Here is a 16,693-nt window from a genome sequence, read left to right as displayed (position 1 = left end):
AGTAAACCCTCGTTCACTCCTCGGCTGTGCAGGCCGGTAAGGGGATCGCAGCTCATGCCTTCTGGAACGACCAGCTCCGTGATCGTCGCGGGCGCGCGCACGCCCATGGGACGACTTCTGGGCTCCCTCAAGTCATTCTCCGGCGCCGACCTGGGCGGCTTCGCGATCAAGGCCGCCCTCGACCGTGCGGGGATCGGCGGCGACCAGGTGCAGTACGTGATCATGGGCCAGGTGCTGCAGGCCGGCGCCGGCCAGATCCCGGCCCGCCAGGCCGCCGTCAAGGCCGGTATCCCGATGAGCGTCCCGGCGCTCACCATCAACAAGGTGTGCCTCTCCGGCCTCGACGCCATCGCCCTGGCCGACCAGCTGATCCGCGCCGGCGAGTTCGACATCGTCGTGGCCGGCGGCCAGGAGTCCATGACCAACGCCCCGCACCTGCTGCCGAAGTCCCGCGAGGGCTTCAAGTACGGCGCGGTGCAGATGCTCGACGCGATGGCCCACGACGGTCTGACCGACTCCTTCGAGGGCATCGCCATGGGCGAGTCCACGGAGAAGCACAACACCCGCCTCGGCATCGGCCGCGCCGAGCAGGACGAGATCGCCGCCCTGTCCCACCAGCGGGCCGCCGCGGCGCAGAAGAACGGCCTGTTCGAGGCCGAGATCACCCCGGTGGAGATCCCGCAGCGCAAGGGCGACCCGGTCCTGTTCAGCAAGGACGAGGGCATCCGCGGCGACACCACGGTGGAGTCCCTCGGCAAGCTCCGCCCGGCCTTCTCCCGCGAGGGCACGATCACGGCCGGCACCTCCTCGCAGATCTCCGACGGTGCGGCGGCGGTGGTCGTGATGAGCAAGGCCAAGGCCGAGGAACTGGGCCTCACCTGGCTCGCCGAGATCGGCGCGCACGGCAATGTGGCCGGCCCGGACAACTCCCTGCAGTCCCAGCCGTCCAACGCCATACTGCACGCCCTGAAGAAGGACGGCCTGGAGGTCTCCGACCTCGACCTCATCGAGATCAACGAGGCCTTCGCCGCGGTCGCCGTGCAGTCAATGAAGGACCTCGGCGTGTCCACGGAAAAGGTGAACGTCAACGGCGGCGCCATCGCGCTGGGCCACCCGATCGGCATGTCCGGCGCCCGTCTGGTGCTCCACCTGGCGCTCGAACTCAAGCGCCGCGGCGGCGGTGTCGGCGCGGCCGCGCTGTGCGGTGGCGGCGGCCAGGGCGACGCGCTCGTCGTGCGGGTGCCGAAGGCCTGAGTTCCCTCTTTCTGTACGTCTGTACGTCGCTGAAGTGAACGGAGCTGTTTGATGCAGGACGTCTCCTCTCTGGTGGCCCTGGCCAGGGAAGGCCGGCCGCGTGCCGTGGCCCGGCTGATCTCCCTTGTGGAGGGGGCGTCCCCGCAGCTCAGGGAGGTCATGGCGGCGCTGGCGCCATTGACCGGAAACGCCTATGTGGTGGGCCTCACCGGCTCTCCGGGAGTCGGCAAGTCGACATCGACCTCCGCGCTGGTGAGTGCCTATCGCAAACAGGGAAAGCGGGTCGGCGTCCTGGCCGTCGACCCGTCGTCCCCCTTCTCCGGCGGCGCCCTGCTAGGCGACCGCGTCCGGATGTCGGAGCACGCCTCCGACCCCGGTGTCTACATCCGCTCCATGGCCACCCGCGGCCATCTCGGCGGCCTCGCCTGGGCCGCCCCGCAGGCGATCCGCGTCCTGGACGCGGCGGGCTGCGACGTGATCCTGGTCGAGACGGTCGGCGTCGGCCAGTCGGAGGTGGAGATCGCCTCCCAGGCGGACACATCCGTGGTCCTCCTGGCCCCGGGCATGGGCGACGGCATCCAGGCGGCCAAGGCCGGCATCCTGGAGATCGGCGACGTGTACGTCGTCAACAAGGCGGACCGGGACGGCGCCGACGCCACGGCCCGCGAGCTGAACCACATGCTGGGCCTGGGCGAGTCCCGCGGCCCCGGTGACTGGCGCCCGCCGATCGTGAAGACGGTCGCGGCCCGCGCCGAGGGCATCGACGAGGTCGTGGAGGCCCTGGAGAAGCACCGCGCGTGGATGGAGGAGCGGGGCGTGCTCATCGAGCGCCGCAGGGCCCGCGCGGCCCGCGAGGTGGAGACCATCGCTGTCACGGCGCTGCGGGAGCGCATCGGCGACCTGCACGGCGACCGCCGTCTCAGCGCGCTCGCGGAGCGCATCGTCGCGGGCGAACTGGACCCCTACCGCGCGGCGGACGAACTGGTCACGGGCCTGACCCAGGGCTGATCCCGGGCCTGCTCCCGCACCTCAGGCGCGGCCTCCAGGGCTCGGGTCACCCCGCGCCCTGGAGGCTCGGCCAGGCTCAGGGGCGCCCCCGCTGCCCTCTGAGGTGCTCGGCGATGGGCTTGAGCGCCTTGTCCAGCTCCGTCAGCGCCTCCGGCGGCAGCAGATCGATGAAGTGCCGCCGCACGGAGGCGACATGATGTGGCGCCACCTTCCGCATCGTCTCCATGCCGTGCTCAGTGAGCACGGCGTACAGCCCCCGCCGGTCGGACTCGCAGTTCTCACGGCGCACCAGATTCGCGTTCTCCATGCGCGTGATCTGGTGCGAGAGCCGGCTCTTGGACTGCAGGGTCGCGGAGGCGAGGTCGCTCATCCGCATACGTACGTCGTCCGACTCGGACAAGTTAACGAGGATCTCGTAGTCGTTCATAGTCAGGCCGAACGGCTGCAGATCCTTCTCCAGCTGGTACGTCAACAGCCTGTTGACCTCCAGGTGGGTGCGCCAGGCGCACTGCTCCGCATCGGTCAGCCAGCGCGTGGCCGTCTCGGTCTCCATGAATGAAGTCTACCTAAGAAGTTGAATGCCGAACTACTTTGGATGGTGTGACAGTGCGCACGCGTTCGACGTCACACTCCGCAGACTACCGCTCACAGCCCGAAGCGACGCTGGAGGTCCCCCAGCTGTCCGGGAAGGCGCGGTGCACCCGACGGTTGCGGACCGTGCCCGCTCGGTGCCGCTCCGCCACCTCCGGGCACCCCGGGTTCGGACGGCACGGCCCCTGTCGCGGCCTCGTCCATGAGGGCCTCCGTCGACTGCAGCAGGACCGTCCCGGCGCCCACGAACTCGAACTGGTGCTCCTCCCCGGATACCCCGCCGAGGCCCGTCATCGCACGTAGACCGCCCAGCACACCCGTCAGATAGCCGTGGTCGTAGTGATGGCACGGCGACGGGCAGTCGGCCCACCCGACGAGCGCCTGCGGGTCGACCCGGATCGGAGGTTCCATGAACACCACCGGACCGTTAGATGCGGCCACAAACTTGCCGGTTCCGATAAGGGTCAGAAAACCCGGCACGATCGACTGCTTGAGCGCGAGACTTGGCTGAAAAGCGAGCAGGTTGCCCGCGCGAATGGTCAAGTTCCCGTCGTCCAGGTCGTAGGAGTTGACGTCGAAGGCCCGGTCGGCGAGGAGCATCTTGCCCGAGCCCGCCGCCACGACCCAGTCGCTCGCGTGCAGTGGCGAATGGAATGACGTACGGATAATCCGGTCAAGTCGGCCGTGCCCGATGCCGTTGAACTCGATCGCCCCGTAGTAGGCGATCATCTTCCCCTTCTGCAGGAACCACTGCCCGCTCTTCAGCTCGACACAGAACGTGTACTTGTTCACGTTGTCGTCGGCGGGCAGGGTCATCGGGTCGTACACCACCGGGCCGCCGGGGGTGCCGTACGTGCCTCCGTACGCGCTCACAGCTTCTCCTCCGACGCCTGGACGTACACCGTGCCGTTGCCGCTCAGCTCCAGCTGGAAGGCCTCGCCGGAGCCGCGGCCCACCATCTCGCGCCAGCCCAGCGCGGCGGACAGCTTGTTGCGGACCTCGCCGTGATGGGCGACGTAGGCCTGCGGGTCGACGTGGACCGGGCGCTGGGGGGTGATCGGGATCTCGAAGACCCCGCCGTGTGCCATCACGGCGACCGAGCCCTGTCCCTGGAGCGTGGTGGTGAACAGGCCCTGCCCGGTGACCTGGCCCCGCACCAGGCCCATCACCCCGCCCTGCGAGCCCATGAACATCGTGCCCTGCCGGAGCGTGCCCTCGAAGGCGAGCAGCCGGTCGGCCTCCACGTAGAGGGTGTCGCCGGTGAGGTGGATGACATGCACGTGGTGGCCGCCGTGCCCGAAGAAGACGGTGCCGTTGCCCTCGACGGACATCAGCGGCGTCGCCTCGCCCGTCACCCGGCGCCCGAGCATGGACATCAGCCCGCCCTGGCCGCCCTGGATGTTCGGAGTGAAGGACACGTCCCCCTTGTAGGCGAGCATCGCGCCGCGCTGGCTGTACAGCCGCTGTCCCGGCACCACGGTCGCCTCGACCATCTTGGAGTTGATCTCCCGGAACGCCATGGCTACAGATCCCCCGCGATCGTGTTCCGCTCGCTCGGCTGCACGTACACCAGTCCGTCGCCCTCGAAGCGGATCTGGAAGGCCTCGCCGCCGCCCTCCCCGAAGAATGTGCGGAACGTCACGCCGGACTGGAAGGACTGCCGGACGTTGCCCTGGTGGGCGATGTAGGCGCCCGGGTCGACGATCAGCGGGTACTGCGGGCTGACCCGGAGCACGACCGCCGGCCCGTCGGACATGATCGCCGCCTGCCCGTGTCCCTCGATGGTCGTCGTGAACAGTCCGTTGCCCTGCGAGGCGCCGCGCAGCCCGGTGAACGTCGTGCCCGTGCGCAGTCCCGCGTCCGTCACGAGCAGGTTGCTCGACTCCACGTACAACTTGTCGCCCTGGAGGCTCACGAGGTTGATCTCGGTGGCCCGGTCCGCGAACCAGCACGTGCCGTGCCCCTTCACCTCCATCACCGTCATCTGCTCGCCGGTGAGCCGCCGGGTCACCATGCCGCGCAACCCCTCACCCCCACCGGTGAGCTTCTTGAAGCTCATCTGCCCGTCGTACGCGACCATCGAGCCGTTCTTCGCCTTCACGGCATCCCCGGTCATGTCGACGGCGAGCACCTTGCTGCCTTGGAGTCGGAACATCGCCACGCAGCGAAAGTATCGGTGACGCGGGTGGACCCGACAGAGCCCATAGGTGGATACCGACCCTGAGCGGACCCCTACGGGCGCCGTTTGCCACAATGGCCTGACGTTTGTGCTTCCGTTCACAAGGCGGATCACGCAGCGATCGCGTCGTCAGCGACTCTCCCACCGAAGGTGACCCGTGGACCTCAAGACAGCCTCCGCCATCCGCCGCTTCCGACTGATCTCCGTGCCGGAGGGCATCTCCTGGATCATCCTCGCGGCCTGCACGATCATCAAGTACACGGTCGACAGCGGCTTCGACGTCGCCCCGGTGCTGGGCCCGATCCACGGCGTGCTGTTCGTTCTCTACGTCGTCTTCTGGGCGGACGCCTGGAACCGCACCAAGTGGAACAAGGGCAAGGCCGCCCTCTACTTCGCGTACTCGATCATCCCCGGCGGCGGGTTCATCATCGAGCGCGCGCTGCGCCGCGAGGCCGAGGACGCGGTCATCGCCGCCCGCGCCCGCAAGGAAGGAGTCGTGAACGCATGATTGTCGCCTTCTCCGTGACGCCGCTCGGTGTCGGCGAGGATGTGGGGGAGTACGTCGCCGACGCCGTCCGCGTGGTACGCGAGTCGGGTCTGCCCCACCGCACCGACGCGATGTTCACCTCCGTCGAGGGCGAGTGGGACGAGGTCATGGACGTCGTCAAGCGTGCGGTCGCCGCGGTGGAGAAGCGGGCGCCGCGGGTCTCTCTCGTCCTGAAGGCCGACATCCGTCCCGGCGTGACCGACGGCCTGACCTCCAAGGTGGAGACGGTCGAGCGGTATCTGGCCTAGGCAGGGTGGCCGTAGCGGCGCAGTGCTGCCGCGGCCTGGCCGCGGCGGTCCGGCGACCGAAAGCCGAGACGGGGCTGACCGGAATATGACTGGCCGGTAGGGTCTGATGACGTGCCGAAGCCTCTCAGCCTCCCCTTTGATCCCATCGCCCGTGCCGACGAACTCTGGAAGCAGCGCTGGGGAAACGTGCCGTCCATGGCCGCGATCACCTCGATCATGCGGGCCCAGCAGATCCTGCTCGCCGAGGTGGACGCGGTGGTCAAGCCGTACGGACTGACGTTCGCGCGCTACGAGGCACTGGTGCTGCTCACCTTCTCCAAGGCCGGCGAGCTGCCCATGTCCAAGATCGGTGAGCGGCTCATGGTGCATCCCACGTCGGTGACGAACACCGTCGACCGGCTGGTGAAGTCCGGGCTGGTGGCCAAGCGCCCGAACCCCAACGACGGCCGCGGCACGCTGGCCGTCATCACCGCCAAGGGCCGCGAGGTGGTCGACGCGGCCACCCGTGACCTGATGGCCATGGACTTCGGGCTCGGGGTGTACGACGCGGAGGAGTGCGGGGAGATCTTCGCGATGCTCCGTCCGCTGCGGGTCGCGGCACACGACTTCGACGAGGAGTGAGCTGGGGGCCGACCCCGGCCAAGATCTCCCGGAACGGGTGGTTACGCTCGACCCCATGAAGAAAAGCGTGCTGACCCGCTACCGCGTCATGGCCTACACCACCGGTGTCCTGCTGGTGCTGCTGTGTCTGAGCATGATCGCCAAGTACGGGATGGACGTCAGCGGTGCCGCGGACTTCACGCGCGTCGTGGCCATCGCCCACGGCTGGCTGTACGTCGTCTACCTGATCTTCGCCTTCGACCTGGGCTCGAAGGCGAAATGGCCCGTCGGCAAGCAGTTGTGGGTGCTGCTCGCGGGGACCATCCCCAGCGCCGCCTTCTTCGTCGAGCGCAGGATCAGCCGCGAGCTGGAGGCCAAGGCCGCCGACCAGGCCCCGGTCGCGGCCAAGGCCTGAGCCTTCGTCGCCTGAGGTTTCACCGCCGTACGGACATTGTGCGGCGGTCAGCCATCGACATTTACTAGGACGTCCTAGTAAATTCGAGGGTATGGACGCTCACGCCATCGAGGAGGGCCGCCGGCGCTGGCAGGCCCGATACGACGCCGCGCGCAAGCGCGACGCTGACTTCACCACGCTCTCCGGTGATCCCGTGGAGCCGGTGTACGGGCCCCGACCGGGCGACACGTACGAGGGATTCGACCGGATCGGCTGGCCCGGGGAGTATCCCTTCACGCGCGGGCTCCATCCGACCGGCTACCGCGGGCGCACCTGGACGATCCGGCAGTTCGCCGGCTTCGGCAACGCCGAGCAGACCAACGAGCGGTACAAGATGATCCTTGCCGCGGGCGGCGGAGGGCTGTCCGTCGCCTTCGACATGCCGACGCTCATGGGACGCGACTCCGACGACCCGCGCTCGCTCGGCGAGGTCGGGCACTGCGGGGTCGCCATCGACTCGGCCGCCGACATGGAGGTCCTGTTCAAGGACATCCCGCTCGGCGACGTCACCACCTCCATGACCATCAGCGGGCCCGCCGTGCCCGTCTTCTGTATGTACCTGGTCGCCGCCGAGCGCCAGGGCGTGGACCCGTCGGTCCTCAACGGCACGCTCCAGACCGACATATTCAAGGAGTACATCGCGCAGAAGGAGTGGCTCTTCCAGCCCGAGCCGCATCTGCGCCTCATCGGCGACCTGATGGAGTACTGCGCGGCCGGCATCCCCGCCTACAAGCCGCTGTCCGTCTCCGGCTACCACATCCGCGAGGCCGGGTCGACGGCCGCGCAGGAGCTGGCGTACACGCTGGCCGACGGCTTCGGGTACGTGGAGCTGGGGCTCAGCCGCGGCCTGGACGTGGACGTCTTCGCGCCCGGCCTCTCCTTCTTCTTCGACGCGCACCTCGACTTCTTCGAGGAGATCGCCAAGTTCCGTGCGGCGCGCAGGATCTGGGCACGGTGGATGCGGGACGTCTACGGCGCCCGGTCCGAGAAGGCGCAGTGGCTGCGGTTCCACACGCAGACCGCGGGGGTCTCGCTGACCGCGCAGCAGCCGTACAACAACGTGGTGCGTACGGCCGTGGAGGCACTCGCCGCCGTGCTCGGCGGGACCAACTCGCTGCACACCAACGCCCTCGACGAGACCCTCGCGCTGCCGAGCGAGCAGGCGGCGGAGATCGCGCTGAGGACCCAGCAGGTGCTGATGGAGGAGACCGGGGTCGCCAACGTGGCCGATCCGCTGGGTGGTTCGTGGTTCGTCGAGCAGCTGACGGACCGGATCGAGGCCGACGCGGAGAAGATCTTCGAGCAGATCAAGGAGCGGGGGCTGCGGGCGCACCCGGACGGGCGGCACCCGATCGGGCCGATCACTTCCGGGATCCTGCGCGGGATCGAGGACGGCTGGTTCACCGGGGAGATCGCCGAGTCCGCGTTCCGCTATCAGCAGGCGCTGGAGAAGGGCGACAAGAAGGTCGTCGGCGTCAACGTCGCCACCGGGTCCGTCACCGGGGATCTGGAGATCCTGCGGGTGAGCCATGAGGTGGAGCGGGAGCAGGTGCGGATGCTCGCCGAGCGGAAGGCGGGGCGGGACGAGTCCGCGGTGCGCTCCGCGCTTGCGGCCATGCTGAGTGCCGCGCGGGACGGCTCCAACATGATCGAGCCGATGCTGGAGGCCGTGCGGGCCGAGGCGACGCTGGGCGAGATCTGCGGGGTGCTCCGCGACGAGTGGGGGGTGTACACGGAGCCCGCCGGTTTCTAGGCACCGTCGCCGGGTGCGGGCGTACCAGGGGGCGCCGCCCCCTGGACCCCCGGCCCATGCCCACCCATCACCCGTCTCGGTGGGTCGAGAAGTGACCGCCCGGGGTTATGACTCGGTCTGCTGAGAAGTCAGGCCCAGGAGCAGCACCCGGGTGAAGCTGCGGACCCAGTCCTCGTCCGCCGGTTTGCCGCTCACCAGGGTGCGGTGGACCACCGCGCCCGCCACCACGTCGAAGATCAGGTCCACCGTGCGGGCGGACTCCTCCGGATCGGGTTCCGCAGGGAGTTCGCCCCGGCTCTGCGCGCGGGCGCGGCCCTCCAGTACCAGCCGCATCTGGCGGTCCACGATGGAGGCGCGGATGCGCTCGCGCAGGGCGTCGTCGCGGGTGGACTCGGCGACGACCGCCATGAGGCCGCTCTTCGCCTCCGGGCGGGCCAGGATCGCCGCGAACTGCAGGACCACGCCCTCGATGTCGGCGGCCAGGCTGCCCCGGTCGGGGAGTTCCAGCTCGTCGAACAGCTCCGCCACCGCGTCGCACACCAGCTCCGGCTTGCCGGCCCAGCGGCGGTACAGCGTCGTCTTCGCAACCCCGGCGCGCGTCGCCACATCTCCCAGGGTGAGCTTGGACCACCCGAGCTCCACCAGCGCCTCCCGGGTCGCGGCCAGGATCGCGGTGTCCGCGGCGGCGCTGCGCGGACGTCCGGTACGGCTGGCGGGAGTGCGGCTCTGCATCCCTTGACCATAACCGGCGGGAACTGTGCGGTCGTGAGGGAGATCACCGGGGCGTGGTGTCGCGCGGGGTGCCGATGGCATTACGCTACGACTCGTAGCGAAAGCTCGTGAGAGCTCGTGACGGACGTACGCGAGCGGCGACCACGGGGCGTGGGGTGGGGACCCCGGCGCCCGCACACACGGCTTTTTCATTTCGACGCGGTAACGGGGGAGGATAGACGCATGCAGCCACGGAACATGTCCATGAGCGGCGTCGTCGACCTCGCCGCGGTGAAGGCGGCCCAGGAGGCCAAGGCCAAGGCCGAGCAGACGCGCGCCGAGGTCGCCCGGCAGGGCGGCGCGGGGGCTGTCGCCCCGGCCGATCTCGTCATCGACGTCGATGAGGCGGGCTTCGAGCGGGAAGTCCTCCAGCGGTCCGCCGAAGTGCCCGTCGTCATCGACTTCTGGGCCGAGTGGTGTCAGCCCTGCAAGCAGCTGAGCCCGGTCCTGGAGCGGCTGGCCGTCGAGTACGCCGGGCGCTTCCTTCTCGCCAAGATCGACGTCGACGCCAACCAGATGCTGATGCAGCAGTTCGGGGTGCAGGGCATCCCGGCGGTGTTCGCCGTCGTCGCGGGCCAGGCGCTGCCGCTGTTCCAGGGCGCGGCCGGCGAGGAGCAGATCCGGCAGACCCTGGAGCAGCTGGTGCAGGTCGCCGAGCAGCGGTTCGGGATCACCGGTCTGACCGTCGACCCGGACGCCCAGCCGGGCGCCGCGGTCACCGCACCCCAGGAGGGCCCCTACGACGCCGCGCTGAACGCCGCCGCCGACGCACTGGACGCCGGTGACCTGGCCGGTGCCGTCCGGGCCTACCAGAACGTGCTGGCCGACGACCCGGCCCACCCCGAGGCCAAGCTGGGTCTCGCGCAGGCCGAGCTGCTGCAGCGGGTGCAGGGCTTCGACCCGCAGAAGGTCCGCCAGGAGGCCGCCGAGAAGCCGAAGGACGTCGACGCGCAGATCGCCGCCGCCGACCTGGACCTGGTGGGCGGCCATGTCGAGGACGCCTTCGGGCGGCTGATCGAGACCGTGCAGCGCACCGCCGGTGACGACCGGGACACGGTGCGGCGCCGGCTGCTGGAGCTGTTCGAGGTCGTGGGCCCCGAGGACCCGCGCGTGATCGGGGCGCGCAGGGCGCTCGCACGGGCTTTGTTCTGACCAGTCGCTAAACGCCACGGCTTGTGATGCCGGGGTGAAAGATTTGCCGACGAGACGTCAGGGCGGCGCCGCTTTACCAAATCTTGGTAATTGCGCAAACTGTTACTCCGAGTAAGTCGAAGCCGTTGATCTGTCTGGTTTTGTCCAGGGATCAACGGCTTTGCTCTGCCCAAGGTTGCCACCGAGCGTCGCACTCCGAGACCGGTCGGTCGTCCTCCGGTTATCCGCCCGTTACTAGCCAGTAACGAACCCCCTTGTGCCCGGCGCGAGAATGCACCACGATCGGCGACGCTCGGTCCATTCCCGATACCCCGACAGCCGGTCGGGTCGCGGGAGACTCTGGGTCCCCACCGAGCAGAGTCGGCGGCAGTGGCGCCGGCTCTTGGGCAGGGGGGTCTTCGCCCATCCGGCGAAGCCTGTCCAGCAAGGTTGTGCGTGATGCGTGTCAGGCGCGACCAGTGGTTGTCGCTCGGGGGTGATCGCCGGTGATTCGGGCGCGGTTCGCGCCACCGAGCGCGGGCGTTCTCCTTCCCGAGGACGTAGCACTTCTCCCATCCCTGCCCGGCTGAGCCGCCGAATCGAGGCGAATCCGGGCCAGGAGATGTACGTCCGAGAAGGAGGAAAAATGGAGTCCCAGGTGCGTGGCGGGACCAGATGGAAGCGGTTCGCTGTGGTCATGGTGCCCAGCGTGGCCGCCACGGCGTGCATAGGTGTCGCCCTCGCGCAGGGTGCTCTCGCCGCCTCGTTCAGCGTGTCCGGTCAGTCCTTCAAGGTGACCGCGGACAAGCTGGTCGGTACCGGCTTCGAGCAGTACGGTGCGATCGACGACGGCTACACCCTCAGCGGGAAGAACACCGCTCACCCGGTCGCGGTCTCGGCCTTCAAGAGCGCCTCGATCACCAACATGTGCCAGTCCGTCGTCACGCCGGACATCCCGGTGCTGGGCTCGGTGAGCCTGGTTCTGAAGGCGGGCGCGGACAAACCGGTCGAGGCCGACAATCTCTACATCGACCTCGACGACCTCAGCGCCGACGCCACCTTCAACAACATCGACATCGGTGTTGCCGCCAAGGACGCAGGCAAGGGTCCGGGCATGAAGGGCGGGAAGGAGCAGTCCAACCCGTACGGCTTCGCCCAGCAGGCCGACTCGGCCACGCTGACCGGCGTGAAGCAGACGGCGTGGGCGACCACGGCCGGAACCTTCAAGCTCAGCGGGCTGCACATGTCGGTGCAGACGGGTACGCACGAGTGCTACTGAGCACTCGCTGACGGGCGGGGGAGCCGGTGGCGCCCCCGCCTGTCCAGTCTCCGGCCGCGTTTCACACGCGGCACACATCACCACCACAGCAACGCCGCACCAGGGAGCTGTTTTCCATGAGCGCCGAGACTCCTGCCGCCGCCGCGCCCGGCCAGTTCACCCGCCGGAGGCTGCAGTTCCGCGCCTGGCGGGGCACCCGTCCGTTCTGGGCCGGCCTGATGGTCATGCTCGGCGGCTTTCTCATCTTGTACTTCCCGTACGCACACCTGCAGCTGGGCCATCTCACGATGACGATGGGGACCCCCGGTGGTTCCGGTTCCCTGATCATCGGCGTGCTGCTCATCGTCATCGGGATCAGCCTCTGGTTCCAGCAGCACATCCGCGTGTTCGGGGGTGTCGCGGCGATCCTGCTGGCGCTGGTGTCCATTCCGATGTCCAACATCGGCGGCTTCATCGTCGGCTTCCTCTCCTCGATGATCGGCGGAGCGATGGCCGTGGCCTGGTCACCGGGCGCGCCTCCGCAGGCGCAGCCGCCCGCCGAGGCGGCCCCGGGCGAGGGCGGTGCCCCGCAGACCGCCCCGCTGCCGGAGCAGGACATGGACATGTTCGGGGAGAACGACCTGTCAGGAACGAACCCGGCCAACGGGGCGAACGGGAGGCACAGTGCCGGCTGACGAGGTGATCCGCGGGACCGATGTGGACGGGTCCCACGTGAGAACCGGGCCCCGCCACGCGGCCCCCAGAAAGCCCTTGTTCACCAGGTTCCACATGCCGGCCGGCAAGGCGATCGCCTCCGTGGCGATGCCGACGGCGGTTCTGATGGGCATGGGCTTCACGTCCTCGCTCGCCCTGGCGGACAACAACACCAGCCCGTCCCCGTCGACCACGTCCAAGAGTCTGACGGCCGACGAGTACAAGGACTGTGTGAAGGCGCTCGGCGGCTCCAAGGACGCCTCGTCCTCGCCGTCGCCGTCCGCCTCGGACAGCAAGCCCGCCGACACGGCCACGCCGACGCCCTCGGCGAGCGCCGACACCACGGGCTCGAAGGACACGACGTCGACGTCCTCGGACTCGGGCAAGACCTCTTCGCCGGATTCAGGTTCCGGCGACACGGCCTCGCCCAAGCCGACCGCGACGTCCGGCTCCTCCGGCTCCGGCTCGTCGAGCCCGTCCGGTGACACGGCCACGCCCACACCGTCGGCGTCCAAGAGCAGCGGCGGTCTGCTGGACACCATCGGTGACACGCTCGGCGGCATCCTCGGCGGCGGCAGCACGGCCTCCGGGTCCTCGTCCGCGAGCCCGACGCCGTCCGCGACCCCGTCGGCGAGCGCGTCCTCGGCCGCGCCGTCCCCGTCGGACTCCTCGTCCGCCGGTGGCAAGCTCTCCGACACGGTGAAGGACACCGCCTCGACGGCCGGCAACGCGGTCGGCGACACCGTCAAGAAGACCACCGACACGGTCAAGAGCACGACGGACTCGGCCACCAAGACGGTGCAGGACACGGCCGCGTCGGCCACGCCGAGCCCGTCCGCCAGCTCCAGCACCTCGGCGGCGAACTGCCCGGCGGCCACGACCGACCAGGGCGGCGTCGACAACAAGGTGCCGGTGGCGGACGACCCCTGGTACCTGGACGCCAGCTCGCTGCTGCTCAAGGGCGCCGACTACCAGGGCATCGTCGAGGTGAAGACGGCCTCCGGCACCACCAAGAAGGTGCTGAAGTACGTCATCTCCGGCGGCACGGACATCGGTGACCTGCACCAGACGGTGAAGGACAAGCTCTCGGGCAAGACCTACCACGTGCAGGCGTCCCAGGGCTCGACGTCCACCATCCGGGGCGGCGACACCACGATGTACACCGAGAGCATCTCGGGCAACCTGTTCGGTCTCATCCCGATGACGTTCACGCCCGACAGCCCGCCGCCGCTCAACCTCCCGCTGATCTACTTCACCCATGTGAAGGTGGTTCAGGCCGCCCAGTTCGGCGGCAACCTGCACGTGCCCGGCATGCACGTGTACACGACCGGCTGACCGGTCCTGCAAGCCCGTTCGGGAGCCGCAACACACTGAGGGCGCCCCCTGGTCCAGGGGGCGCCCTCAGTGCCGTCCAAGGCCCTTGCCGGGCTTGTCAGTTGGCCTGCGCGCCCAGGTGGTGGACGCGGACCATGTTGGTGGTGCCGGGGACGCCGGGAGGCGAGCCGGCGGTGATGATCACCACGTCACCGGGGTTGAAGCGGCCCAGCTTGGCCAGCTCCTGGTCGACCATGTCCACCATCTCGTCGGTGCTGTTCACGAACGGCACGACGTGGGGCTCCACACCCCAGCTGAGGGTCAGCTGGTTGCGGGTGCCCTCGTCGGTGGTGAAGGCGAGGATCGGCTGGGCCGCGCGGTAGCGGGACAGACGGCGGGCCGTGTCGCCGGACTGGGTGAAGGCGATCAGGCCCTTGCCGCCGAGGAAGTCGGCGATCTCGCAGGCCGCGCGGGCCACCGAACCACCCTGCGTGCGCGGCTTCTTGCCCGGCACCAGCGGCTGCAGGCCCTTGGAGAGCAGCTCCTGCTCGGCCGCCGCGACGATCTTCGACATGGTCTTGACCGTCTCGACCGGGTAGGCGCCCACGCTCGACTCGGCCGACAGCATGACCGCGTCGGCGCCGTCCAGGATCGCGTTGGCCACGTCGGAGGCCTCGGCGCGGGTCGGCCGGGAGTTGGTGATCATCGACTCCATCATCTGGGTCGCCACGATCACCGGCTTGGCGTTGCGCCGGCACATCTCCACCAGGCGCTTCTGCACCATCGGGACCTTCTCCAGCGGGTACTCGACGGCGAGGTCGCCACGGGCCACCATGACGGCGTCGAACGCCGCGACGACCTCCTCCATGTTCTCGACCGCCTGCGGCTTCTCCACCTTGGCGATCACCGGGACCCGGCGGCCCTCCTCGTCCATCACGCGGTGGACGTCCTGTACGTCCTTGGCGTCGCGGACGAAGGACAGGGCGACCATGTCGCAGCCCATGCGGAGGGCGAAGCGCAGGTCCTCGATGTCCTTCTCGCTGAGCGCGGGCACGTTGACGGCCGCGCCGGGCAGGTTGATGCCCTTGTGGTCGGAGACGACACCGCCCTCGATGACGATGGTCTTCACCCGCGGGCCCTCGACGTCCAGGACCTTCAGCTCGACGTTGCCGTCGTTGATCAGGACCTGGTCGCCGCGCGAGACGTCGCCCGGCAGCCCCTTGTACGTCGTACCGCAGATGTGCCTGTCGCCCGGCACGTCCTCGATCGTGATGACGAACTCGTCACCGCGCTCCAGCTCGACCGGACCCTCGGCGAAGGTCTCCAGGCGGATCTTCGGGCCCTGCAGGTCGGCGAGGACACCGATGGCCCGGCCGGTCTCCTTGGCGGCGGCACGGAGGCGGTCGTACCGCGCCTGGTGCTCGGCGTGGGTGCTGTGGCTGAAGTTGAACCGGGCCACATTCATGCCCGCCTCGATCATGGCGACGAGCATCTCGTGGGAGTCGACCGCGGGGCCGAGAGTACAGACGATTTTCGAACGGCGCATGGGGCGATCCTATCGGTTTGTTTCGCTACGGAATATTCCGTCTGGCGGAAGATACAAATGAGTGGCACACCGCTCAGGTGCTATTCAGTTGTTCTTTCCGACCAGTGCGTAGGTCTGCGTCGCGATCTCCAGTTCTTCATCCGTCGGCACCACGGCCACCGCCACCCGCGCACCCTGTGGCGAGACGAGACGGGCCCGGTCCGCCCGCACCGCGTTCAGCCCCGGGTCGACCGCGAGGCCGAGGCCCTCGAGGCCCGCGATCGCCGCCTCCCGCACGGGCGCCGCGTTCTCGCCGACCCCGGCCGTGAACGCGATCGCGTCCACCTGTCCGAGGACGGCGTAATAGGCGCCGATGTACTTCTTGAGCCGGTGAATGTAAATGTCGAACGCGAGAGCGGCCTCTTCGTCCCCCTCGTCGATCCGGCGGCGGATCTCCCGCATGTCGTTGTCCCCGCACAGACCGAACAGGCCGCTCCTCTTGTTGAGAAGAGTGTCGATCTCGTCCATGGACATTCCGCCAACCCGCGCCAAATGGAAGATGACGGCGGGATCCAGATCGCCGGAGCGCGTACCCATCACCAGCCCCTCCAGAGGCGTCAGCCCCATGGAGGTGTCCACGCACCGGCCCCCGGCCACCGCGGACGCGGAGGCGCCGTTGCCCAGGTGCAGCACGATGACGTTGACCTCGGACGGGTCCTTGCCCAGCAGCCTCGCGGTCTCCCGCGAGACATAGGCGTGCGAGGTGCCGTGGAAGCCGTAGCGGCGGATGCGGTGCCGGTCGGCGATCTTCGGGTCGATCGCGTAGCGCGCCGCGGACTCCGGCATCGTCGTGTGGAACGCGGTGTCGAAGACGGCGACCTGGGGCAGGTCGGGGCGGAGCGCCCGGGCGGTGCGGATGCCGGTCAGGTTGGCCGGGTTGTGCAGCGGGGCGACCGGGATCAGCCGCTCGATCTCGGCGAGCACCTCGTCGTCGATGACGGTCGGCTCGGTGAAGAACATGCCGCCGTGCACCACCCGGTGCCCGATCGCGGCCAGCTCCGGCGAGTCGAGGCCGAGGCCGTCCCGGGCCAGCTCCTCGGCGACCGCCTTGAGGGCGGAGTCGTGGTCGGCGATCGGCCCGGTGTGCTCACGGGTCTCACCCGTGGTGAGGCAGGTGTGCTTGAGCCGGGAGGTCTGCTCGCCGATGCGCTCCACCAGGCCGGCGGCGAGCCGGCCGGCGTCGCGCATGTCGAGGAGCTGGTACTTCACCGACGAGGAGCCGGAGTTGAGGACGAGGACGCGGCTGGCCGCGCGAGTCTCTGTCACGGTGAATCTATTGCTCTCTG

Annotated in this window: 18 protein-coding genes; 11 read left to right on the top strand and 7 right to left on the bottom strand. The window is 69.1% G+C overall.

Annotated elements, in window-relative coordinates:
* Nucleotides 1–54 precede the first annotated feature (54 nt).
* Nucleotides 55–1,254 carry an acetyl-CoA C-acetyltransferase gene (locus AB0L75_RS33935; RefSeq protein WP_365188893.1) on the top strand — a complete coding sequence of 400 codons (1,200 nt, stop codon included), beginning with the start codon at nt 55–57 and terminating at the stop codon, nt 1,252–1,254.
* Nucleotides 1,255–1,305: 51 nt separating this feature from the next.
* On the top strand, nt 1,306–2,262 hold the full coding sequence (gene meaB, locus AB0L75_RS33930) for a methylmalonyl Co-A mutase-associated GTPase MeaB (protein ID WP_365188891.1): 957 nt from the start codon (nt 1,306–1,308) through the stop codon (nt 2,260–2,262).
* A 76-nt stretch (nt 2,263–2,338) separates the two neighbouring features.
* On the opposite strand, the gene AB0L75_RS33925 is transcribed toward meaB, so the two are convergent.
* From AB0L75_RS33925 to AB0L75_RS33910, 4 genes are all read right to left on the bottom strand, one after another.
* Nucleotides 2,339–2,815 (bottom strand): MarR family transcriptional regulator, encoded by a 477-nt coding sequence (locus AB0L75_RS33925; RefSeq protein ID WP_365188888.1) that lies wholly within the window; start codon nt 2,813–2,815, stop codon nt 2,339–2,341.
* Between the two features lie 92 nt (nt 2,816–2,907).
* Nucleotides 2,908–3,669, bottom strand: coding sequence for an AIM24 family protein (locus tag AB0L75_RS33920; protein WP_365189043.1), 762 nt, complete (start codon nt 3,667–3,669; stop codon nt 2,908–2,910).
* A gap of 53 nt (nt 3,670–3,722) precedes the next feature.
* Complete coding sequence (locus tag AB0L75_RS33915) at nt 3,723–4,373, bottom strand: AIM24 family protein (RefSeq protein ID WP_365188886.1); 651 nt, start codon at nt 4,371–4,373, stop codon at nt 3,723–3,725.
* Nucleotides 4,374–4,375: 2 nt separating this feature from the next.
* On the bottom strand, nt 4,376–5,008 hold the full coding sequence (locus AB0L75_RS33910; RefSeq protein ID WP_365189040.1) for an AIM24 family protein: 633 nt from the start codon (nt 5,006–5,008) through the stop codon (nt 4,376–4,378).
* 181 nt (nt 5,009–5,189) lie between these two features.
* Here AB0L75_RS33910 and AB0L75_RS33905 point away from each other — a divergent pair, with 181 nt between their 5' ends.
* The 5 genes from AB0L75_RS33905 (at nt 5,190) to AB0L75_RS33885 (ending at nt 8,634) form a co-directional block, all read left to right on the top strand.
* Nucleotides 5,190–5,540 (top strand): DUF3817 domain-containing protein, encoded by a 351-nt coding sequence (locus tag AB0L75_RS33905; RefSeq protein ID WP_365188883.1) that lies wholly within the window; start codon nt 5,190–5,192, stop codon nt 5,538–5,540.
* Nucleotides 5,537–5,827, top strand: coding sequence for an MTH1187 family thiamine-binding protein (locus AB0L75_RS33900; protein ID WP_365188881.1), 291 nt, complete (start codon nt 5,537–5,539; stop codon nt 5,825–5,827). The genes AB0L75_RS33905 and AB0L75_RS33900 overlap by 4 nt, the downstream gene beginning before the upstream one ends.
* 111 nt (nt 5,828–5,938) lie before the next feature.
* Nucleotides 5,939–6,448 carry a MarR family transcriptional regulator gene (locus AB0L75_RS33895; protein WP_365188879.1) on the top strand — a complete coding sequence of 170 codons (510 nt, stop codon included), beginning with the start codon at nt 5,939–5,941 and terminating at the stop codon, nt 6,446–6,448.
* A gap of 55 nt (nt 6,449–6,503) precedes the next feature.
* Nucleotides 6,504–6,842 (top strand): DUF3817 domain-containing protein, encoded by a 339-nt coding sequence (locus AB0L75_RS33890; RefSeq protein ID WP_365188877.1) that lies wholly within the window; start codon nt 6,504–6,506, stop codon nt 6,840–6,842.
* A 91-nt stretch (nt 6,843–6,933) separates the two neighbouring features.
* Nucleotides 6,934–8,634 carry a methylmalonyl-CoA mutase family protein gene (locus tag AB0L75_RS33885; protein ID WP_365188874.1) on the top strand — a complete coding sequence of 567 codons (1,701 nt, stop codon included), beginning with the start codon at nt 6,934–6,936 and terminating at the stop codon, nt 8,632–8,634.
* A 105-nt stretch (nt 8,635–8,739) separates the two neighbouring features.
* Here the strand turns inward: AB0L75_RS33885 and AB0L75_RS33880 are convergent, their stop codons facing one another.
* Nucleotides 8,740–9,366 (bottom strand): TetR/AcrR family transcriptional regulator, encoded by a 627-nt coding sequence (locus AB0L75_RS33880; RefSeq protein ID WP_365188873.1) that lies wholly within the window; start codon nt 9,364–9,366, stop codon nt 8,740–8,742.
* 222 nt (nt 9,367–9,588) lie between these two features.
* Between AB0L75_RS33880 and AB0L75_RS33875 the strand changes: the two genes are divergently transcribed.
* The 4 genes from AB0L75_RS33875 to AB0L75_RS33860 all read left to right on the top strand — a co-directional run bounded on the left by AB0L75_RS33875 (nt 9,589) and on the right by AB0L75_RS33860 (nt 13,843).
* Entirely contained in the window at nt 9,589–10,557 is a 969-nt protein-coding gene (locus tag AB0L75_RS33875) for a tetratricopeptide repeat protein (RefSeq protein WP_365188870.1), read from the top strand.
* 625 nt (nt 10,558–11,182) lie between these two features.
* Nucleotides 11,183–11,815, top strand: coding sequence for a DUF6230 family protein (locus AB0L75_RS33870; protein WP_365188868.1), 633 nt, complete (start codon nt 11,183–11,185; stop codon nt 11,813–11,815).
* 116 nt (nt 11,816–11,931) lie between these two features.
* A complete protein-coding gene (locus AB0L75_RS33865) occupies nt 11,932–12,489 on the top strand; it encodes a DUF6114 domain-containing protein (protein ID WP_365188866.1) in 558 nt (185 codons plus the stop codon).
* Nucleotides 12,479–13,843, top strand: coding sequence for a hypothetical protein (locus AB0L75_RS33860; RefSeq protein WP_365188864.1), 1,365 nt, complete (start codon nt 12,479–12,481; stop codon nt 13,841–13,843). The genes AB0L75_RS33865 and AB0L75_RS33860 overlap by 11 nt, the downstream gene beginning before the upstream one ends.
* 97 nt (nt 13,844–13,940) lie before the next feature.
* On the opposite strand, the gene pyk is transcribed toward AB0L75_RS33860, so the two are convergent.
* Both pyk and AB0L75_RS33850 read right to left on the bottom strand, forming a co-directional pair.
* Nucleotides 13,941–15,368 carry a pyruvate kinase gene (pyk, locus tag AB0L75_RS33855; protein WP_365188861.1) on the bottom strand — a complete coding sequence of 476 codons (1,428 nt, stop codon included), beginning with the start codon at nt 15,366–15,368 and terminating at the stop codon, nt 13,941–13,943.
* Nucleotides 15,369–15,452: 84 nt separating this feature from the next.
* Complete coding sequence (locus AB0L75_RS33850; RefSeq protein ID WP_365188858.1) at nt 15,453–16,673, bottom strand: acetate kinase; 1,221 nt, start codon at nt 16,671–16,673, stop codon at nt 15,453–15,455.
* Nucleotides 16,674–16,693 lie beyond the last annotated feature (20 nt).

This window comes from Streptomyces sp. NPDC052101, from assembly GCF_040680235.1.
Classification (GTDB): Bacteria; Actinomycetota; Actinomycetes; order Streptomycetales; family Streptomycetaceae; genus Streptomyces.
The sequence above is the reverse complement of the archived record's forward strand: the minus strand, read 5'-3'. Positions and strand labels throughout refer to the sequence as shown.